This window comes from Mesorhizobium sp. M0293 (assembly GCF_040321735.1).
In the GTDB taxonomy this organism is placed as follows: Bacteria; Pseudomonadota; Alphaproteobacteria; order Rhizobiales; family Rhizobiaceae; genus Mesorhizobium.
Genome location: NZ_JAMYSA010000069.1, coordinates 15,084 through 34,431 on the forward strand (window position 1 = coordinate 15,084; position 19,348 = coordinate 34,431).

Below are 19,348 nucleotides of genomic sequence, written 5' to 3' on the forward strand. Positions count from 1 at the left end.
GAGAGAACAAGACCGGCGCTCGGCGGACCGCAGCCGGATGCAAGGCGATCCCGGGCATCTCGGTGAGAAGGTCAGATTCGGAAGGAGATCAGCGCTGCGGTCGGTCTCAAAGCGCGATCCACGCGGTCTTGAGCTCCAAATATTTCTCCAGCGCGTGCAGCGACTTGTCGCGGCCGAAGCCGGACTGCTTGACGCCACCGAGCGGCACGGTGATGTCGGCGCCGCCATAGGTGTTGACGTGGACGACGCCGGCATTGATGGCCCGCACCATGCGGTGCGCGGTGGAAAGGTTGGCGGTCCACACCGCCGAGGCAAGCCCGTAGACGGTCGAATTGGCAAGCCGCACGGCCTCCTCCTCGGTCTCGAAGCGCATGACGCCGAGCACCGGCCCGAACACCTCCTCGCGCGCAAGCTGCATGTCGTGCGTGACGTTCTCGAATATGGTCGGCGCCATGTAGCTGCCGCCGGTCTCTGTCAGGATGCGTTCGCCGCCGGTGACCAGATGGGCACCTTCCTCGGTGGCCTTGACGACGAAGCGGAGATTCTTCTCCAATTGTTCGGCGCTGGACACCGCGCCGACGTCGCTGGCGAGGTCGAGCGGATCGCCGACTTTCAGCCGCGTGGTTGCCAACAGCAGTTCGTCCATGAAACGATCATAGACGGCCGCCTGGACCAGAAGGCGTGAGCCGGCGACGCAGACCTGGCCGGAGTTGCGGAAGATGCCGTTGGCCGAGACGATCGCCGCCTGCTTCAGGTCCGGGGCGTCGGCAAACACGAGGTTGGGCGACTTGCCGCCGAGTTCGAGGAAGACGCGCTTCAGATTGGACCGCGCGGAGTATTCGAGCAGCCGCCGGCCGACCGGCCCCGAACCGGTGAAGGCGATGGCGTCGACATCCATATGCAGCCCGAGCGCCTCGCCGGTGACCGCGCCACGGCCGGTGACGACATTGAGGACGCCGGCGGGAAGCCCCGCCTCGCTGGCCAGCTCCGCCAGCCGAAGCAGCGTCAGCGAAGCAATCTCCGGCGGCTTGACCACCACGCAATTGCCGGCGGCCAGCGCCGGCGCGATCTTCCAGGCGCCGATCATCAGCGGAAAATTCCATGGCACGATGACGCCGACGACGCCGAGCGGCTCCTTGTGGATCAGCCCGAGCACATTGTCGGCCGTCGGCGCGATCTCGCCATAGATCTTGTCGATCGCCTCGGCGTAGTAGCGGATGGTGCCCGCCGCGGAGAGCGGTTCGGCCTTGTAGGCCATGTCGATCTCGGTGCCGTTGTCGCGCACACCGAGCACGGCGAGTTCATCGGCATGCTGTTCGACCAGTTCGGCAAACCTCGTCAGCACCTTTTTGCGGAAGGCGGGTGCTGCGCGCGACCACGAACCCTTCTCGAACGCCTTGCGCGCCGACTTGACGGCACGGTCGATGTCGGCGGCATTGCCGTCGGCGATGCTGGCAAAGGGCCGGCCGTCGATCGGCGACGTCACCGGCAGAGAGGCGCTACTTGTTGCCTCGGTCTGTGCGCCATCGATGAACAAGCCCCGCGCGCCGATCTCCGTCTTGCGCAGCGTGTCGATGGCATTCTGACTGATCATTGGCGACGGACTCCCAGGGAAACATGCAATGTGGTTGGCGCCCGGAACTCCCAGCCGCGAAACACCGGTTCCTGGCCCGGCACCAGGCTGAGATCGGGGAAGCGCAGGAGCAGCAGCCTTACCGCAAGGCACATCTGCTCGCGTGCGAAAAACCGGCCCGAACAGAAATGATGGCCGAAGCCGAAGGCGGCATGGTTGCCTTCGTCGCGGTTGATGTCGAAGCGGTCGGGATCGGCAAAGCGGCTCTCGTCGCGGCTTGCCGAGGAGACAAGTGCCGCGACGGCGGCTCCTGCCGGGATCGTCACGCCGCCAAGCTCGACCGCCCGCGTCGTCTGCCGCGTCTGCGTGCCGATCGGCGCCACCCAGCGCAAGCCCTCGTCGACAGCCTTGGGCACGAAGGTCTCGGGATTGTCCAGCACCTGCCGCAACTGCCCGGGATGCGCCAGCAGGCCGGCGAGGATCGAACCGGCGCCATGTCCGGGCTCCTGCATACCGCCAAGCAGGATGACCTTGATGCTCGGCATCAGGAAGTCGATCGGCCGTGTCGTGCCGTCCGGCATGCCGTCATGCAGCATATGCGACAGCGCGGAGTCGTCAGGCGCACGCGCAAGCCTCTCCAGCGTCGGCAAGATGGCGTTCCCGACCTCGGCGCTGATCGCATCGGCGATTTGCTGCCGCTTCGGGTCGTTCTCGAAATTGATGGCGCCTTGGGCGAGGCCATAGAACCAGCGGCGCAGCGTCAGCATGTCGATGTCGGCAAGGCCCAGCGAGCGCGCCAGGCTGAGCGTCGACACCGGCTCGAAATAATCGGCCATCAGCTCGGCCGAACCGCGCTCCGCAATTTGGTCGAGAAAAGGTTCGGCGATCGACCGCACGAGGTCGCCGGCATAGGCGGCGACGGTGCGCGGCCGGTATTTAGGATCGACGCCCTGTCGCAATTGCTTGTGCGTCTCGCCATCGGTGGTCAGGATGGTCGGCTTGCCGAAGGAGCGCTCGACCGGCGACGAACCGACGACGGCGGAGAAGATGTCGGGAGACTTGGCGACGCTCTCGACATCCTTCCAGCGGGTGACGAACCACAGATTGACCGCCGGCACGAAGGCGACTGGCGCGCTGCGCCTGAGCTCGGCATAGATCGGGTAGGGATCGGCTTCCAAGGCCTCGACGGTGATATTCTCGGCAAAGCTCAAGGCCGCCACTCCTTTGCGGTGAGGAGGGCGGCTTAACCGCCCCTCCTCTGCTTCCGTCAATCCTTCAGCGGCTGGCCGAGATTTTCGAAGGCTTTGGGATCGCGGCTCTTCAAGGCACTGGCCAGCAGCAGGCCGACCACCGCGGCGATCAGCACCAGTCCTGGCAGGAATACGCCGAGGAAGCCGCCGGCTCCCGACAGGCTGCCGAAATTGATGACGATCAGGTAGATGATGATGACGAAAGCAATGAAGGTCAGCCCGGGCAGGATGGTGGTCTTCAGCGCGTTCTCCTGGGCCGGATTGGCACGGAAGAACATCACCACGGCAAGCGAGGCTACCGCCATCATCACGATGACGCCGAGCGTCGCGACATTGGTCAGCCACGAAAACAGCGCCAGCACCGGATCGAGGCCTAGCACCGCGAACAGCCCGACGACGATTGCGGCGAGTACGCTCTGGATGACCGAGGCGACATGCGGGCTCTGGTGCACCGAATGCGTCACGCCTATCGTCTGCGGCAACAGCTTCTCGCGGCCCGAGACATAGATGTAGCGGGCAACCGCATTGTGGAACGCCAGCACGCCGGCAAACAGGCTCGACACGAACAGGATGCTCATCGCCTGCGACAGCACCGTTCCGGCGTAGCGGTCGGAGAGGCCGAACAGGAAGGTCGTCGGATCCTGCAGCCCCTGCAGCGTCGGCAGCAGCTTGTCAACGCCGGCGCCGACCGCCATCAGCCATGCCGTAAGCATATAGAAGACGCCGATCAGCAGGACGGAGAAATAGGTGGCGCGCGGAACCGTGACTTCGGGCTCACGGGCTTCCTCGGCATAGATGGTCGTCGCCTCGAAGCCGATGAAGGCGGCAAAGCAGAACAGGATGGCGATGGCCGGCGCGCCTGATGTGATCTGGTGCCAGCTGAACGGTGCCGCCGACAGGCCGCTATCGCCACCGGTCTTGAGGATGGCGATGTCGAGGACCAGCACCACCAGATATTCGCACAACACCAGCACCGTCAGGATCTTGGCCGACAGATCGACCTGGCGGTAGCCGAGCACGGCGACCAGCGCGATGGCGATGAAACTCCACACCCACCAGGGCAGGTTGATGCCCCAGCCGGCGAACAGGCCTGATGTGGCCGCACCCAGCAAGCCCATGACGCCGATCTGCATGGCGTTGTAGGACAGGATGGCGATCAGCGCCGTGGCGCCGCCGGCCAGGCCGCCAAGCCCGCGTGCCGCATAGGCATAGAAAGCGCCGGCATTGCCGACATGACGCGACATCGTCACATAGCCGACCGCGAACAACAGCAGCAGGATGGTGACGATGAGATAAGTGCCGGCAAAGCCGGCGCCATTGCCCATCAGCATGCCGAGCGGCGTGCCGCCGGCGACTGCCGTGAGCGGGGCTGCCGCCGAAATCACCATGAAGGTGATGGCGCCGACGCCAAGACTGTTCTTACGCAGCCTGTTGGCCGGCGCCTGTTCCGCAACTGCTGACATTGGTCCCTCCTGTTGATGGCCGATCGGCCTGTCCCACGCGCTCTGGATATCGGTTCATTATTTGAACCCTTATTTTGAATATAGACTTGCAAACAAAGCGACTTCCTGTCAAGTTAATTCACACGTTAAATGATTGCAGAAGTTTGGAGGCTGAGTTGGGCACCGTCGGCAAGGCGATTTCACTGCTGGAGCTGTTCACCGTCGACGAGCCCGAACTCGGACTGTCCGAACTGGCGCGCCGCTCGGGCTTCGACAAGGCAACGACGCGGCGGCTGCTGATGTCCCTGACCGGCCATGGTTTCGTCGAGCAGGATGCCGGCACGCGGCATTATCGCCTCGGCGCCGGCCTGTCGCGGCTGGCGCGCATTCGCGAGGCGCGCTTCCCCTTCCTGCAGACAGCGGTCCCCCTCGTGCGCGACCTCGCAAGCTCGACGGCCGAGACCGTGCATCTATCGGAATTCGGCGTCGAGACGCTGGTCACCGTCCATGTCGAACATCCCGCGCGGTCAAACCGGGTCAATGTCGATATCGGCCAGCTTCTCCCCTTGCATTCGACCGCCTCTGGCATCGCCTATCTGGCCTTCGCCCGAGCCGAAACCGTCAGGGCATGCCTGACGGGTTCGCTCAATGCCTTCACCGCGCATACGCTGATCGAGCCGGCCGACATTTCCAGATCCATTAGCGAGACGCGCGATCGCGGCTACTCGATCTGCGATCAGGGTTTTGAAGAGGGCGTCATCAGCGTCGCGGCGGCAATCCGTGCGGCGGATGGGTTTGCACTCGGCACGATCGCGGTGGCCGCTCCAAAGGCCAGGACAAATGCGGCTGACATCGCGGAGCGAGGGCTTGCAGTCATGACCGCGGCACGGGAGATTTCGATGCGCCTCAATGGCGAAAACCTGCAAACACTGAGGAGGCAGGCCTGATGTCTGCAGACACGGCAACGGCGCCCCGTATCCTGGTCATCGGCACGGGTGACACCAAGGCCGACGAACTCAAGTTGATGAGAGAGTGCATCGAGGCATCGGGTGGCAGCGCCGTGATGATGGATGTCAGCGTGCTGGGCGACCCGCCCTACAGCCCGGATCACGACAAGCACGCCGTTGCCCGCGCGGTGGATGTGACGATATCGGAGATCGTCTCGAGCGGCGACGAGAACACCGCCATGACGCTGATGGCCGGCGGCGCCGTGCAGCTGGCGCGCAAGCTTCACCAAAGCGGCGAAATCGACGCCTTCATCGCCATCGGCGGATCGATGGGAACCGATCTGGCGCTCGACGTGGCGCTTTGCCTGCCGCTCGGCGTGCCGAAATTCGTCGTCTCGACCATCGCCTATTCGCACCTCATCCCGCCCGAGCGTGTCGCCCCCGACCTGATGATGATCCTCTGGGCTGGCGGCCTGTACGGCCTCAACAGCATCTGCAAGCTGGTCCTGTCGCAGGCCTGCGGTGCGGTCGTCGGGGCGGCCAGGATCGTTCTTGCGTCGCGCGCCGCGGCGCAGGCTACGGGGCCGACCATCGGCATGACCTCGCTCGGCAGCAGCTGCCTGCGCTACATGAAGACACTGAAACCAGCGCTTGAGCGGCGCGGCTATGACGTGGCCGTGTTCCATACCACCGGAATGGGCGGCCGCGCCTTCGAATCGATTGCAGGACAAGGGCATTTCTGCGCCGTCTTCGACTTCAGCCTGCAGGAAATCACCAACCATCTCGCCGGTTCTGTCGTCAGCTCCGGTGCCGACCGGCTGGAGAATGCCGGCGCCCGCGGCATTCCCCAGATCGCCGCCCCTGGCGCAGTCGATATGGTCGACCTGCCGACCTGGCAGGATTTGCCGGCTAAATTCTCGCAACGACCGTTCCATGCCCACAACAGGCTTATCGGCTCGGTCACTGTCGATGCCGACGATCGCCGTCAGGTCGCCAGGACCATTGCCGCCAAGCTCGGCGCCTCGAAAGGGCGCTCAGCCTTCATCCTGCCATCCGGCGGTATCCAGGAATGGGACGTGCAGGGCGAGCCGCTTTACGAGCCCGAAGCTCTCGCCGCCTTCGCTGATGAGATGCGCAGGGCCATTCCCGCCGACGTCGAGTTCCACGAGATCGACGCCCACATCAACAGCGATGACTTCGTGGTCAAGGCGCTCGAGATCTTCGACCGCTGGGTCGAGGAAGGCATCATCCCGCGCGGCATTCCGGTGAAGGGGGTGGCCGCGTGAGCGGTGTTGCGGCCCAGGCGCTGGTCCTCGATTTCGGCGGCGTCGTCACCCGCACGCTGTTCGAGACGCATGCCTTGACCGAACAGGCGCTCGGCCTCGCGCCGGGGACGCTGCAATGGCGCGGGCCGTTCGATCCCGACAGCGATCCGCTGTGGCGTTCGATGCAGGCCGACGAGATCAGCGAGCGCGACTACTGGCGCACGCGGACGAGCGAGGTCGGCAGGCTCGTCGGCGAGGACTGGCAGGCGATGGAGACCTTCGTCCAGCGCGCGCGGGGTGCCGAGCCGGAAAAGGTGGTGCGGCCAGAGGCCGACCGCGCCATCCGCGCCGTCCACGCGGCCGGTTTTCGCCTGGCGATCCTGTCCAACGAGCTCGATCTCTTCTACGGCGCCGACTTCCGCCGGCGCCTGCCGTTGCTCGACCTGTTCGACACAGTCGTCGACGCCAGCTACACCGGTATCCTCAAGCCCGACGCGCGCGCCTATGGCTTCGTCACCGAGGCGCTCGGTCTGCCTGCCGGTGCTTGCGTCTTCGTCGACGACCAGCAGCGCAATGTCGACGGAGCTCGCGCCGCCGGCATGCGCACCGTTCATTTCGACGTTGCCCAGCCAGCACTTTCCTATGCCGAAGCCCTCGGCCATTTCGACCTCGTCCTCTGAGACCACTGCGGAGCCTGTCATGCGCGACATCAATTTCCTCACCGAGACGAACGCCAAGCCGATCTGGCATCCGATGGCGCACCCGGCCGAGATGCAGGCCAACCCGCCAAAGGTGATCATGAAAGGCGAGGGCGTCATGGTCACCGACATCGCCGGCAACACCGTGCTTGATGCCGTCGGCGGGTTATGGAACGTGAATCTCGGTTACAGCTGCGATCCGATAAAAAAGGCGATCGCCGACCAGCTCAGTGCGCTGCCCTATTATTCCGGTTTTCGCGGCACCTCGACCGGGCCGTCGATAGAGCTCGCCTACGAACTCTGCGAATGGTTCGAGCCCGAAGGCATGGTGCGGACCTTCTTCACCTCGGGCGGCTCGGATTCGGTCGAAACGGCACTGCGGCTGGCCAGGCAATATTGGAAGATCCGCGGCCAGGCCGACCGCACCAAATTCCTTGCCCTGAAGAAGGGCTATCACGGCACGCATTTCGGCGGCGCCTCGGTCAACGGCAACGCCAATTTCCGCCGCAACTACGAGCCGCTGCTGCCCGGCGTCTTCCACATTCCCGCACCCTGGACCTTCCGCAACCCCTTCGACGAGACCGATCCGGCGCGGCTGGCAAAGCTGTGCGCCAGGGCGCTGGAGGACGAGATCGCCTTCCAGGGCGGCGACACCATCGCCGCTTTCATCATGGAGCCGGTTCTGGGCGCTGGCGGCGTCATCGTTCCGCACGAAACCTTCATGCCGCTGGTGCGCGAAATCTGCGACCGCCACGAGATTCTTTTAATCGCCGACGAGGTGGTGACGGGCTTCGGCCGCACCGGTGCATGGTCGGGCTCGCGGCTGTCGGGCGTGAAGCCGGATTTCACGACCATCGCCAAGGCGATCACCTCGGGCTATTTTCCGCTCGGTGCGACCTTGATCGGCGCCAAGGTGGCCGATGTTTTCGAAGCGGATAAAACCAGCTTCGGCGCGATCGGCCATGGCTATACCTATTCCGGCCACCCGGTCGGCTGCGCGGCGGGGCTGGCGGCCCTTGCCGAAACCAAGCGCCTGCGCCTGAACGAGAACGCGGCCGCGCGGGGTATCGAACTGGCGGCTGTGCTGGAAGGGCTGAAGGCGAAACACGCGATCGTCGGCGACGTCCGCTACAAGGGCTTGATGGCGGCGCTGGAACTGGTCTCGGACCGAGCGACGAAAAAGCCGGCCGACAAGAAGACCATGGCGTTGGTTTCGGAGGCGGCCTACGAAGCCGGCGTCATGCTGCGCGTCTCCGGCAACGCCATCATCCTGTCGCCGCCGCTCATCATCAGCGCCGCTGATGTGACGAAGATCGGCGAGGCGCTGGACACAGGCCTGTCGAAGGTCTGACGGTTAGCTGACACAACGGAGTTTCGATACGCAAATGGTTGGACCGCAGGAAAAAATGGCCGAGGAGGCGCTGGTTAGCCGGCGTTCCCGACTGCTCGGCGCAAAATCGCAATTGTTCTATGACGAGCCCGTGCATCTGGTGCGCGGCGAAGGAGTCTGGCTCTACGACGCCGACGGCCGCAAATATCTCGACGCCTACAACAATGTCGCCCATGTCGGCCACTGCCACCCGCATGTGGTCGAGGCCTTGTGCCGGCAGGCAAGCCAGCTCAACACCCACACGCGCTATCTGCACACCGCCATCCTCGACTATGTCGAACGGCTGACCGCGACCTTCGATGCCAGCCTGTCCACAGCCATCCTGACCTGCACCGGCAGCGAGGCCAACGACATCGCGCTGCGCATGGCGCAGGCCACTACCGGCCGCATGGGCATCATCGCCACCGACGCCACCTACCACGGCAACACGACGGCGGTTTCGCAGCTCAGCACCCGTATGCCGCCGGTCGGCGGCCGCGCCCGTCATGTCAGGCTGGTACCGGCGCCCGACAGCTATCGCCATCCGGATGCGATGGCCAACGGCAAGGCTTTTGGCGACGCCGTGCGCGAAGCGGTTGCCTCGCTGAAGCAGGATGGCATCGGCCTGTCCGGCATGATCCTGTGTCCGCTGCTCGCCAATGAAGGCTTCCCGGCGCTTCCCAACGGCTTCTTCGACGACGCCGTTGCGGCGGTGCGCCAAGCCGGCGGCCTGGTCATCGCCGACGAGGTGCAGCCCGGTTTCGGCCGCACCGGCAGCCATTTCTGGGGCCATCAGCGCGCCGGCTTCGTTCCCGACATCGTTACCATGGGCAAGCCGATGGGCAATGGCCATCCGGTCGCCGCCGTGGTCACCACCAGGGATATATTGGCGACCTTCCGCAACGCCTTCCGCTACTTCAACACCTTTGGCGGCAATCCGGTCTCCTGCGCGGTGGCCAATGCCGTTCTCGACGTCATCGAGCAGGAAGATCTCCTCGCCAACGCACGCGATGTCGGCGCCTATGCGCTCGGCCTGCTGCGCCCCTTGGCCGACCGGCATGAATGCATCGGCGAGGTCAGGGGCGCTGGATTGTTCTTCGGCGCCGAGCTGGTTCATGACCGCGAGACGCGCGAACCGGCGCCCGACGTCGCCGAGCAGGTCGCCAACCGCATGCGCCACCGCGGCGTGCTGATGGGCAAGACCGGCATCCATGGCAATGTGCTCAAAATCCGCCCGCCCATGCCATTCTCGCGCGACAATGCCGCCTTCCTGATCGGCGTGCTCGACGAGGTGCTTGGCGAAGTCGGCGGAGTGTCGGCGTGAACGCTGTTTCCACGCAATCCGAGCCCGAGACAGAAGCCGATGTCACGGCGCTTGCCAGGCGTGCGCTCGAATATTGGGGCGTTCATGAGGGCGAGCCGGAGCTGCTGAAATTCCGCGAGAACGCGGTCTTCCGCATCCGCTTGCCCGATGGCCAGCCGGCCGCCATGCGCATTCATCGGCTTGGTTATCACACAGATGCCGCCCTGCGCTCGGAACTGCAATGGATGGGTTTTCTGCAATCAGCCGGGATCGCCACGCCGTCTCCGGTCGCCACGCCGGCCGGCGATCTGTTCGTGCTTGTCAGCGCGAACGCTTCGGCCCAACCCCGGCAAGCCGATTGCCTGAGCTGGTTGGAAGGCCGCGCCGTAGGGGCGCGAGGCGTGCCGCTGGACTATACGCCTGAGCAGGCAAGACAGGTCTTTACCGAGATCGGGCGAACCATCGCCCACATGCACAATGTCACAGCAGCCTGGACGCCGCCCGCCGGCTTTGCCCGTCATGCCTGGGACTTTGACGGCTTCTTCGGCGCCAACCCGACCTGGGGCCGTTTCGAGACCTCGCCCTTCCTCGACGGTCCCCGCCGCGAATTGGTTTTCCAGGCACGGGAAAAGGCCGTGAAGGCGCTGTCGGATCATGAACGCAGCGCCCGTAATTTCGGCATCATTCACGCCGATCTGGTGCGCGAGAATGTGCTCGTCCATGACGGCGCGATCCGCATCATCGACTTCGACGATTGCGGCTATGGCTGGCACATGTATGACCTTGCGGTCGCGCTATACCAGAACCGCGAGGAGGCGATCTATCCGTTGATCGAGGCCGCTCTGCTCGACGGCTATCGGCGAGAGCGGGCGCTGACGGCGCAGGACATCGCCGCGCTGCCGCTGTTTTCGGCCTTGCGCGCCTTCGCCTTCCTCGGCTGGGTGCAGAGCCGCATCGAGGGCGACATCACCAGGGATGTCGGCATGCGCATGTCGGCGATCGCTGCCGATGTGGTGATTGCCTATCTGCGCGGCGGATAGCGACGACAGGTCCAGCCGGTGGCCGTCATCCCTTCGCGAAGTGAATGCTGACGGTTCCCGAACTGCCGAAATCGGCAACGATGGTGTCGCCGGGCCGCGCCTCGACCGGGCGCACGAACGATCCCGACAGCACCACCTCGCCGGCCGCGATCGACATGTCGTAGCGGGCGAGCCTGTCGGCCAGCCAGGCAACGCCCATCGCCGGATGGTTGAGCACGCCGGCGCCGAGCCCGGTTTCCTCGACTTCGGCATTGCGCGAGACGATGGCGCCGATCCAGCGCATGTCGGCTTCATCAGGCCGTTGCGGGCGGCCGCCGATGACGATGCCGGCATTGGCGGCATTGTCTGATATCGTGTCGAAGAAGCTGCGCACCTTCTTCGTCTCGGCATTGACGCGCTCGATGCGCGTGTCGAGGATTTCGAGCGCCGGGGTGATGTAGTCGGTGGCGTTGAGCACGTCGAAGATCGTCACGCCGGGACCCTTCAGCGGCGCCTTCATGACGAAAGCAATCTCGGCCTCGACCCGTGGCTGGATGAAACGGCCGGCAGGCACCGTTGCGCCGTCACTGAAGAACATGTCGTCGAACAGCACTCCCGAATCCGGTGTGTCGATTGCAAGCGCATATTGCATCGCCTTGGAGGTCAGGCCGATCTTCCAGCCCTTCGGCTTTAGCCCGGCATCGATCTTGCGCGTCACCAGCGCCGCCTGCACGCGATAGGCGTCCTCCATCGTCGCCTCGGGAAAATCGAGGCTGAGCAGGCGGATCTGGCGGCGCGAACGCTCGGCCTCGAACAGTCTTGCCGCGGCGTCTTCCACCTGTTCCGGGGTCATTGTGCTGCCTCGTCGACGACGCCGTTTTGCAGCACGCCGATGCCGTCGGCCTCTACTTCGATCACATCGCCAGGCGTCAGCCAGATCGGCGGGTCGAAGCGGGCGCCGGCACCCGTCGGCGTGCCGGTGACGATGACGTCGCCCGGCACCAGCGTGGTGAAGGTCGAGATGTAATTGATGATCTTGCGGAACGGGAAGATCATCCGGCTGGTGCGGTCCTGCTGCCGGACCTCGCCATTGACGCGTGTAGTGAGTGCGATGTCGGCGATCTGCGCCTCGTCGGTGAATGGCACCAGCCAGGGGCCGATCGAGCCGCTGCGGTCGAAATTCTTGCCTTGCGTCACGTTGAACTTGGCATGCCGCACCCAGTCGCGAATTGTGCCCTCATTGCACAGCGACAGTGCCGCGATGTGGCCGAGCGCGTCGGTCTCCGCGATGCGCCGGCCGGCCTTGCCGATGACGATGACGACCTCGCCTTCATAATCGAGCTGTGGCGATTCCGGCGGCCGCACCAGCGCAGCGCCATGGCCGACGAAGGAGCGGGGGAAGCGGATGAACAACGACGGATTCGAAGGTGCCGCCTGGCCGTCCTTGTACTCCTCGTTGCGGTCCGGATAGTTGACGCCGACGCAGATGATCTTTTCCGGCGATGGAATGGGAATCTCGTAGGCGATGGCGTCGAGCGGAAAATCGGCGGCGAAGGCCTCGGCCTCTTCCGCCAGCCGCCTCAAGGCGCCGGCCTCGATCACTTCGCGCAGCGTCGGCCACTGGCCGTAGGGCGCCGACAGGTCGACGACGCCCTTGCCTGATATCGCGCCATAGCGCGCCTTGCCGCCGACGGTGAAGGTGGCGAGCCGTGAGGGGGTCATGTTGCGGCTCCACCGCTGATTACGGGCAAGGTTGGAGCTCTACGGCGCCCCCCTCTGTCCTGCCGGACATCTCCCCCACGAGGGGGGAGATCGGCTGGCCGCGCGGTCGGCGCTTTTCTTGCAGCATTGAAAATTGGCGAAGGCAGCGATGATATCCAATCTCCCCCCTCGTGGGGGAGGTGTCCGGCAGGACAGAGGGGGGCGCGAAGGAACGCTGTCATCGATTAAAATCCCGGTTTACGGCGCAATGATCGGCGATGCCGCCAAATCCGGCTGGCGTGCCTTGGCGCCCGCAAACACACTGCCCTCCTCGAACCAGCTTTTCGGCGCCGGCGCGCCCCACAGCGTCTGGCGCTGCGGGTCCTTGAGGTCCCACTTGATCGGCTCCAGGTCTGGATCGACCGTCTGGTAATCCGAACAGTAGATCTCGATGCGGTGGTTGTCGGGATCTCTGACATAAAGGAAGAAGGCGTTGGAAATGCCATGCCGGCCGGGGCCGCGTTCGATGTTCGGCAGATAGCCGGTCGTCGCCATCAGGTCGAGCAGGTCGATGATGTTGAGCGGCGTCGGCACCCAGAAGGCGACGTGATGCAGGCGTGGCCCGACGCCGTTGGTGAAGGCGATGTCGTGCACGCCGCCCTTGCGATGCGTCCAGGCTGCCCACAGCTTTCCGGTTGCAGCGTCCTCGGTGTATTCGGTCACCCGGAAGCCGAGTTCGCTGTAGAAGGCGACGGACTCGTCGACATTGGGCGAGAAGCAGTTGAAGTGGTCGATGCGCAGCGGTTTCACGCCCTTGTAGAGAGCATATTTCTGATGGATCGGCGGCAATCGTTCCATCTGGGCATAGAATTCGAGCGGAATGCCGTGCGGATCACGGGTGCGGAAGGTTCGCGACTGGTAAGGTCGCTCGACCCATTCCACAGGCAGGCCCTTGCCCCTGAAGAAGTGCTCGGCCTTGTCCAGATCCTCGTCCGAGAAGACCTTGAAGCCAAGGTCGCGCGCCTCGGCTGCTGCCGCCTTCTTCAGCACGATGCAATGGTGCCCGCGCTCCTCCAGCGCCCTGAGGTAGATGGTGTCTGATGTCTCGTCGGTGATCTGCAGGCCGAGCGTGTCGACATAGAAGGCGCGGGATTTGGCGAGGTCGGTGACCGCCAGCTCGACATGGCTGAGGCGCACTATGTTGAAGGCGGGATAGAGATTGGGCTTGGGCAAAGGCATCTGATTTCCTCCGGTCAGCCGCCGAGTTTCTGGATCGCGTGCGCCGTCGTCGCGAAGGCTATGTTCTTCGTCTCCATGTAGAAATCGAAGGAGTGATCGCCGCCGTCGCGGCCGATGCCGGAATTCTTGACGCCTCCGAATGGGGTCGGCAAATGCCGCACATTCTCCGAATTGACCCAGATCATGCCGGCATCCAGCGCATCGGTGAAACGGAAGGCGCGGGTCACGTCCGAGGTCCAGAGATAACCGGTCAGGCCGTATTGCGTATCGTTGGCCAGCGCCAGCGCCTCGGCTTCGTCGCTAAATGGAATGGCGCTCAGCACCGGTCCGAAAATCTCCTCCTGCGCGATGCGCATGCCGTTCGAGACGTTGGTGAACAGGGTCGGGCCGACATAGCAGCCGCCGCCCGGCCCATCGACCTTGCCGCCGCCGACAGCGAGCGTAGCCCCTTCCGACCTGCCGATGTCGATATAGGACAGCACCTTCTTTTCATGCACCGGATGGATCAGCGGCCCAACCACCGTTTTCGGATCGAGCGGGTGGCCGACGACGATGCGCTTCGCCCTCTCCGCGACTTTGGCGATGAAGCTCTCATAGACCGAAGCTTCGACCAGCAGGCGCGAGGACGAGGTGCAGCGCTCGCCATTCAGCGAATAGATCATGAAAACGGCGGCGTCGGCGGCGCGCTCGAGATCGGCATCGGCAAAGACGATCACCGGGTTTTTGCCGCCGAGCTCGAAATGCACGCGCTTCAACGTGTCGGCGCCCTGTTTCATGATCATCGAGCCGGTGCGGCTTTCGCCGACAAAACCGATCGCCTTGATGTCGGGATGTTCAGTCAGCGCCTTGCCGGCATCTTCGCCCAGGCCGTTGACCAGGTTCCAGACGCCTTTCGGCAGGCCGGCCTCCTCGGCAATCTCGACCAGCAGGCGGGCGGTCAGCGGCGAGAATTCAGCCGGCTTATGAACCACGGTGCAGCCGGCCGCCAGCGCCGGCGCGATCTTCCAGGTCGACAGCATGAACGGCGTGTTCCACGGCGTGATGATGCCGACCGGGCCGATCGGCACCCGCGTGGTCATGTTGACCTGACCGGATGTCCGCAGCGGCTCGCCGTCGCGCGCCTCGGGCGCGCGGTCTGCGAAGAAGCGGAAATTCTCGGCGCCCCGCAACGCCGCCTTGGCCATGAACTTCAGCGCCTGGCCGGTGTCCATGCATTCGACGAAGGCGATTTCCTCGGCACGCGCTTCGATCGCGTCGGCGATTTTGTGCAGCAGCTTCTTGCGCGCTTCACCCGGCATGGCGGCCCAGGCCGGGAACGCCGCCTTTGCCGCCTTGGCGGCGCGGTCGATGTCGGCGGCACCGCCGCGCGCGACGCGTGCCAGCGGCTTCAGGTCGACCGGCGACAGCGTTTCGAATGTCGCGCCGTCGAGTGCCGGCACCGCTTCGCCGCCGATCTGGTTCAACACGCCATCGCGCTTGAAGCGGGCCAGATAGGCCTCGGCCTTGTTCAGATTGCCTTGCAGGTCGGACATATCGGGTTCCGTCACTTGCCGCGCAGTCGCGGGTGGATTGCGTTTTTCTTCCAGCTCTGCACCGGGTCGATTTCCCGGATCTCGAGCGACAGGGCGAAATGCGGCGTTTCGAACAGCGCGGCCAGATATTCGCTCACCGCCGCGAAGACGGCATCGCCGGTCCGCTTCTTGTCTTCAGCGCTGCGCCCGCTTCCGATGCGAAACGACATGTCGAGGAAGGCGTTTTCCGGCAGCCTGTCGGCAATCGCGTATGCATCGGCGCGAAAGGCCCGCACCCGCACGGCGCCGATCTCGAACAGCCCGGTGTTCAGCACGGTGCGCAACACCAGCGCGCACAATTCGCCCATATCGACCTCGGCATCGAGATTGGCCGAATACTCGATGGAGAAGTGAGGCACGGCGTTTCGTTTCCCTGGCTTATCGCTTTGTTGTAGTTAACGCGTTAATTACATGCAGCGTCGGCGAAGTCAAGTCTTGCATCGGGCCTGGCGCAACGATACGGGATGGAAAGGTCGGGTTTAGCGCGCGGTCCATGCTGGCCAAGTCCCCGTTGATGACCGCGATAATGGGACGTTCTTCTTGCTGCCTGAAAACACTCGTCGTTCCCTGCCGATGGCGTTGCTTCATGCCCGCGAAGCGGTGATGGCGCGGTTTCGCCCGATGCTTGCGGCGCATGACGTGACCGAACAGCAATGGCGTGTGCTGCGTGTGTTGAGCGAAGCCGGTCCCGTCGAGGCTACGGAGCTTGCCGATCGCGCCTCGGTGCTGCCGCCCAGCCTGACGCGCATCATCAAGGCGCTCGAGGGACGCAAATTCATCACCCGCAACAAGGCCGAAGGCGACGGTCGCCGCGTCGTGCTGACCATCGCACCGGCCGGCTCCGCTCTGATCGATGCGCTTTCGCCCGAGCGTCGCGTCATTTATGACGACATTGAACAGCGCTTTGGCCACGACAGGCTGGAACAGCTGCTCGACCTGCTGGAGAGCCTGATCGACGGCGAGAGCTGAGCCTTATACATAGCCTCGGATATTGGCGAGACCCCATCGATTCGTCATCCTATGGCGGAGCAAGGAGCGAAGCGACGCGGCGCAGACCATAGGATCCATGCCGGGATTCCTGAGCGCCGCCACGGTTCAGAATTCTGCACCGCTGCGCCCTACGACTGTGGTCGCGGCATGGATCCTCGGGTCTCCGCGACGGAGCTTCGCTCCTGCTTCGCCCGTGGATGACGACGTTAGGAAGGCTTCGCCTCCATCCTCTGTCAATGCCGTCAATTGCGCTCACCCGCCAAAGCTGCCAAGCCGCGTCGGCTGCGTATAATTGCGATCGACATAGAGCAGGGCCGAGCTGCCGCTGCCGTGCCGGACATCGATGACGCGGCCGATCATGACATTGTGCGTGCCGACGACATGCACATCCTCGATCTCGCAATCGAAATTGACGATCGCATCCGACAGCGCCGGCGTGCCGGAGGTCAGCGTCTGCCACCGCGCCGCGGAGTAGCGTGCTTCCATGTCCCTGGTTGCGCCTGCGAACTTTCCGGCCAGGTGCATGTGGTCATGCGTCAGCACGTTGACGCAGAAGCGCCGGTTGGACAGGAACAGGGCGGCCTGTGTCGAACGTCCGTTCATGCACACCAGCAGCGTCGGCGGCTCGTCGGAAACGCTGCACATGGCGGTGGCGGTGAAGCCTCCGCGTCCTGCCGGCCCGTCGGTGGTGACGATGTTGACCGGCGCGCAGACCCTCGCCATGGCGTCGCGGAAATCGGTTTTCGAAATCTGCGTGGCCATCTGATTTCACCCGGCCGGGGAGGAAAGCGGATCGTGCCAGGTGTCTCCCGTCCAGCCGTTCTCGTCATAGTCGGCCATGCAGGTATCGACCAGTTCCTCCATCGCCTTCAGCCTGCCGCCGCGCTCGGCGCCCTTCAGCACCTGCAGCCGCACCTCTTCCGGCGCGCCGGCATAGTTGAGTTCGTAGAGTGCGTGGCGGCCGCCGAACTCGGTGCCGGTCGCGTCCCACAACAGCTTCATGATCTTGATGCGTTCGATGTGGCCCATGTCGTTGGAACCGCGCACATATTGCGCCAGATATTTGTCGATCTCGGGATTGTTGAAGTCGCGCACCGACGACGGCAAGTAGATCAGCCCCGAGGCGATCACCCGGCGCACGGTGTCGATGACGCGCGGATAGGCTTCCGACATGAAGGTCCGGTAGGCAAGCGCCGCCTCCAGATTGGGCAGCACCGCGCCATTCGCCCACGGGATCGGATTGTAGGCCATGGCGTTGGAAAAGCTCCAGAACATGTGCCTGAGCGCGATGACCTCGCCCAGTGCCGCCTGGTTACCGCGGAAGGCATCCCCGCCGGTGGCGCGCAGCGCCTTCGCCAGCAGGCCGGCGAGGAAGTCGAGCTTGACGGCGAAACGCGTGCAGCCCTGAAAACAATAGCCATGCATGAAGCCGGACGCCGGATGGAAGGACAGGATCTTTTGCGCGTCGCGCAGCACCAGCACGTCCTCCCAGGGGATGAAGACATTGTCGAGCACCAGGATCGCGTCGTTCTCGTCGAAGCGCGACGACAGCGGATAGTCGAAGGGCGCCGCCACCGTGTTGGCCGTCTGCTCGTAGGAGACGCGGCAGAACATCTTGATGCCCGGCGCATTCATCGGCACGATGAACATCACCGACAGCGACGGATCCTCGGTCACCGTCGCTGACCCTTGCGCCAGGAAATTATAATGGGTCAGCGCCGAGGACGTCGCCACCACTTTGGCGCCGGACACGTAGATGCCGGCGTCGGTCTCTTTGGTGATGTGAACGAAGACGTCCTTCACCTGTTCGGCCGGCTTGTGGCGGTCGATCGGCGGGTTGACGATGGCGTGGTTCATGAACAGTGCGGCTTCCTGCGCACGTCTGTGCCAGGACAGAGCGTTGTCCTTGAACGGCCCGTACCAGTCGGCATTGGCGCCGAGCGTGTTCATCAGAGCCGCCTTGTAGTCGGGCGTGCGCCCCATCCAGCCATAGGACATGCGCGACCACTCGGCGATCGCCGTTTGCTGGGCGACAAGCTCGGCCGAGGATTTGGCGGCGCGGAAATACTTGTGGGTGTAGCCGCCCGAGCCGGTGTCGGTCGGCGAGGTCAGCGTGTCCCCCCGCTTGGCGTCATGCAGCGCGTCGTAGAGGCGCGCCAGCGACCGCGCCGAATTGCGCATGGAAGGGTGCGTGGTGACGTCGGCAATGCGTTCGCCGTTGATATAGACCTCGCGGCCGTCGCGCAGGCTCTCCAGATACTCGGCCCCGGTGAACGGGCGCCCCTTGTCGGTACGGAAATCTTCTGACCGCATGATGCTCCTCCTCTTGAGGAGCAACCCTAGCGCCCCGTGCATGGATCGGTTATGGACGGAACGGCAAAACGATTGGACTTTTTCCGGCGCCATGAGCCAGAGTTCCATCCCCGATTTCTTCGTCTATGGCGAGCCGGTGCGGCCGCTCGATGTGGGTTTCCTGCATGTCGAGACGGTTCTTGCCCGCAGCAATATCCATCTTGGTCAGGTCGCAGCGCACAAGCACCCGCAGATGGGCCAGATCACCTACTGGACCAGCGGCTCCGGCACCTACCGCATCGAAGACCGGTCCTGGGACTTTTCGGCGCCCGCCGTCAGCTTCGTGCCGAGCATGATCGTGCATGGCTTCTCGATCGGGCCCGGCACCGACGCGATCGTCGTCTCGGTCGCCGACGACGCGCTCGCGGCAATCGCCAGTCACAGCCTGCTGCCGCTGGACCGGCCGGTCTTTGCCGACGGCCTGCCGCAACACGCGGCGTGGACGAGACTGGCAGCGGTGCTGGAGATGATCGCCGCCGAATACGCCGAGGCGCAGGCCGGCAATGACAGGGTCCTGCCGGCGCTGATCGCCGTCGCGCACTACCACATCGCGCGCCTCACTCCCGGCGGGACCCCCTCCGCAGCCTCTTCCGCTGCATCGCTGGCGCTGGAGCAGCGCCGGCACCTCG

At 64.4% G+C, this 19,348-nt stretch carries 18 protein-coding genes; 8 read left to right on the forward strand and 10 right to left on the reverse strand.

Features of this window, described 5'->3' with window-relative positions:
* Positions 1 to 106 precede the first annotated feature (106 nt).
* Genes NKJ06_RS23345 through NKJ06_RS23355 form a run of 3 tightly spaced genes read right to left on the reverse strand, consistent with a single transcriptional unit; the run spans position 107 to position 4,286 of the window.
* Complete coding sequence (locus NKJ06_RS23345) at positions 107 to 1,594, reverse strand: aldehyde dehydrogenase (RefSeq protein ID WP_352810760.1); 1,488 nt, start codon at positions 1,592 to 1,594, stop codon at positions 107 to 109.
* The gene (locus NKJ06_RS23350; RefSeq protein ID WP_352810761.1) at positions 1,591 to 2,784 is read right to left on the reverse strand and encodes a cytochrome P450; all 1,194 of its coding nucleotides are present in this window, start codon (positions 2,782 to 2,784) and stop codon (positions 1,591 to 1,593) included. Before NKJ06_RS23350 ends, NKJ06_RS23345 begins: the two co-directional genes overlap by 4 nt.
* A gap of 56 nt (positions 2,785 to 2,840) precedes the next feature.
* Complete coding sequence (locus tag NKJ06_RS23355; RefSeq protein WP_352634264.1) at positions 2,841 to 4,286, reverse strand: APC family permease; 1,446 nt, start codon at positions 4,284 to 4,286, stop codon at positions 2,841 to 2,843.
* Between the two features lie 155 nt (positions 4,287 to 4,441).
* Here NKJ06_RS23355 and NKJ06_RS23360 point away from each other — a divergent pair, with 155 nt between their 5' ends.
* The 6 genes from NKJ06_RS23360 to NKJ06_RS23385 are packed head-to-tail and all read left to right on the forward strand — an operon-like array spanning position 4,442 to position 10,887.
* Positions 4,442 to 5,212: an IclR family transcriptional regulator gene (locus NKJ06_RS23360; RefSeq protein ID WP_352634262.1), complete on the forward strand. Its 771-nt coding sequence runs from the start codon at positions 4,442 to 4,444 to the stop codon at positions 5,210 to 5,212.
* The gene (locus NKJ06_RS23365) at positions 5,212 to 6,498 is read left to right on the forward strand and encodes a Tm-1-like ATP-binding domain-containing protein (RefSeq protein ID WP_352634261.1); all 1,287 of its coding nucleotides are present in this window, start codon (positions 5,212 to 5,214) and stop codon (positions 6,496 to 6,498) included. The genes NKJ06_RS23360 and NKJ06_RS23365 overlap by 1 nt, the downstream gene beginning before the upstream one ends.
* The gene (locus tag NKJ06_RS23370; protein WP_352810764.1) at positions 6,495 to 7,157 is read left to right on the forward strand and encodes an HAD family hydrolase; all 663 of its coding nucleotides are present in this window, start codon (positions 6,495 to 6,497) and stop codon (positions 7,155 to 7,157) included. Before NKJ06_RS23365 ends, NKJ06_RS23370 begins: the two co-directional genes overlap by 4 nt.
* Positions 7,158 to 7,176: 19 nt before the next feature.
* Entirely contained in the window at positions 7,177 to 8,526 is a 1,350-nt protein-coding gene (locus tag NKJ06_RS23375) for an aminotransferase class III-fold pyridoxal phosphate-dependent enzyme (protein ID WP_352810765.1), read from the forward strand.
* Between the two features lie 55 nt (positions 8,527 to 8,581).
* Positions 8,582 to 9,868: an aminotransferase class III-fold pyridoxal phosphate-dependent enzyme gene (locus tag NKJ06_RS23380; protein WP_352810767.1), complete on the forward strand. Its 1,287-nt coding sequence runs from the start codon at positions 8,582 to 8,584 to the stop codon at positions 9,866 to 9,868.
* Positions 9,865 to 10,887, forward strand: a complete 1,023-nt coding sequence (locus NKJ06_RS23385) for a phosphotransferase enzyme family protein (RefSeq protein WP_352634254.1) — start codon at positions 9,865 to 9,867, stop codon at positions 10,885 to 10,887. The genes NKJ06_RS23380 and NKJ06_RS23385 overlap by 4 nt, the downstream gene beginning before the upstream one ends.
* Positions 10,888 to 10,912: 25 nt before the next feature.
* On the opposite strand, the gene hpaH is transcribed toward NKJ06_RS23385, so the two are convergent.
* From hpaH to NKJ06_RS23410, 5 genes are all read right to left on the reverse strand, one after another.
* Entirely contained in the window at positions 10,913 to 11,719 is an 807-nt protein-coding gene (hpaH, locus tag NKJ06_RS23390) for a 2-oxo-hept-4-ene-1,7-dioate hydratase (protein WP_352810769.1), read from the reverse strand.
* Positions 11,716 to 12,588 carry a fumarylacetoacetate hydrolase family protein gene (locus NKJ06_RS23395; RefSeq protein WP_352810770.1) on the reverse strand — a complete coding sequence of 291 codons (873 nt, stop codon included), beginning with the start codon at positions 12,586 to 12,588 and terminating at the stop codon, positions 11,716 to 11,718. Before NKJ06_RS23395 ends, hpaH begins: the two co-directional genes overlap by 4 nt.
* A gap of 237 nt (positions 12,589 to 12,825) precedes the next feature.
* Positions 12,826 to 13,806: a 3,4-dihydroxyphenylacetate 2,3-dioxygenase gene (gene hpaD, locus NKJ06_RS23400; RefSeq protein WP_352634249.1), complete on the reverse strand. Its 981-nt coding sequence runs from the start codon at positions 13,804 to 13,806 to the stop codon at positions 12,826 to 12,828.
* A gap of 14 nt (positions 13,807 to 13,820) precedes the next feature.
* A complete protein-coding gene (gene hpaE / locus NKJ06_RS23405) occupies positions 13,821 to 15,338 on the reverse strand; it encodes a 5-carboxymethyl-2-hydroxymuconate semialdehyde dehydrogenase (protein WP_352810772.1) in 1,518 nt (505 codons plus the stop codon).
* An 11-nt stretch (positions 15,339 to 15,349) separates the two neighbouring features.
* A complete protein-coding gene (locus NKJ06_RS23410; protein WP_352634245.1) occupies positions 15,350 to 15,736 on the reverse strand; it encodes a 5-carboxymethyl-2-hydroxymuconate Delta-isomerase in 387 nt (128 codons plus the stop codon).
* Between the two features lie 214 nt (positions 15,737 to 15,950).
* Between NKJ06_RS23410 and hpaR the strand changes: the two genes are divergently transcribed.
* Positions 15,951 to 16,346, forward strand: coding sequence for a homoprotocatechuate degradation operon regulator HpaR (gene hpaR, locus NKJ06_RS23415; RefSeq protein ID WP_352634315.1), 396 nt, complete (start codon positions 15,951 to 15,953; stop codon positions 16,344 to 16,346).
* Positions 16,347 to 16,619: 273 nt separating this feature from the next.
* On the opposite strand, the gene NKJ06_RS23420 is transcribed toward hpaR, so the two are convergent.
* Together NKJ06_RS23420 and NKJ06_RS23425 are read right to left on the reverse strand one after the other, a co-directional pair.
* Positions 16,620 to 17,129 (reverse strand): flavin reductase, encoded by a 510-nt coding sequence (locus NKJ06_RS23420; protein ID WP_352634243.1) that lies wholly within the window; start codon positions 17,127 to 17,129, stop codon positions 16,620 to 16,622.
* A gap of 6 nt (positions 17,130 to 17,135) precedes the next feature.
* Positions 17,136 to 18,680, reverse strand: a complete 1,545-nt coding sequence (locus tag NKJ06_RS23425) for a 4-hydroxyphenylacetate 3-hydroxylase N-terminal domain-containing protein (protein ID WP_352634241.1) — start codon at positions 18,678 to 18,680, stop codon at positions 17,136 to 17,138.
* A gap of 91 nt (positions 18,681 to 18,771) precedes the next feature.
* Here NKJ06_RS23425 and NKJ06_RS23430 point away from each other — a divergent pair.
* Positions 18,772 to 19,348: AraC family ligand binding domain-containing protein (locus NKJ06_RS23430; protein ID WP_352810774.1), on the forward strand; the 577-nt coding region annotated here is incomplete at its 3' end.

Bases quoted from the DNA above. Each gene is read 5' to 3' on its own strand.
- NKJ06_RS23345 (WP_352810760.1), bottom strand. From the start codon at position 1,594: ATGATCAGTCAGAATGCCATCGACACGCTGCGCAAGACGGAGATCGGC.
- NKJ06_RS23355 (WP_352634264.1), bottom strand. From the start codon at position 4,286: ATGTCAGCAGTTGCGGAACAGGCGCCGGCCAACAGGCTGCGTAAGAAC.
- NKJ06_RS23365 (WP_352634261.1), top strand. From the start codon at position 5,212: ATGTCTGCAGACACGGCAACGGCGCCCCGTATCCTGGTCATCGGCACG.
- NKJ06_RS23375 (WP_352810765.1), top strand. From the start codon at position 7,177: ATGCGCGACATCAATTTCCTCACCGAGACGAACGCCAAGCCGATCTGG.
- NKJ06_RS23380 (WP_352810767.1), top strand. From the start codon at position 8,582: ATGGCCGAGGAGGCGCTGGTTAGCCGGCGTTCCCGACTGCTCGGCGCA.
- hpaH (WP_352810769.1), bottom strand. From the start codon at position 11,719: ATGACCCCGGAACAGGTGGAAGACGCCGCGGCAAGACTGTTCGAGGCC.
- NKJ06_RS23395 (WP_352810770.1), bottom strand. From the start codon at position 12,588: ATGACCCCCTCACGGCTCGCCACCTTCACCGTCGGCGGCAAGGCGCGC.
- hpaD (WP_352634249.1), bottom strand. From the start codon at position 13,806: ATGCCTTTGCCCAAGCCCAATCTCTATCCCGCCTTCAACATAGTGCGC.
- hpaE (WP_352810772.1), bottom strand. From the start codon at position 15,338: ATGTCCGACCTGCAAGGCAATCTGAACAAGGCCGAGGCCTATCTGGCC.
- hpaR (WP_352634315.1), top strand. From the start codon at position 15,951: ATGGCGTTGCTTCATGCCCGCGAAGCGGTGATGGCGCGGTTTCGCCCG.
- NKJ06_RS23420 (WP_352634243.1), bottom strand. From the start codon at position 17,129: ATGGCCACGCAGATTTCGAAAACCGATTTCCGCGACGCCATGGCGAGG.
- NKJ06_RS23425 (WP_352634241.1), bottom strand. From the start codon at position 18,680: ATGCGGTCAGAAGATTTCCGTACCGACAAGGGGCGCCCGTTCACCGGG.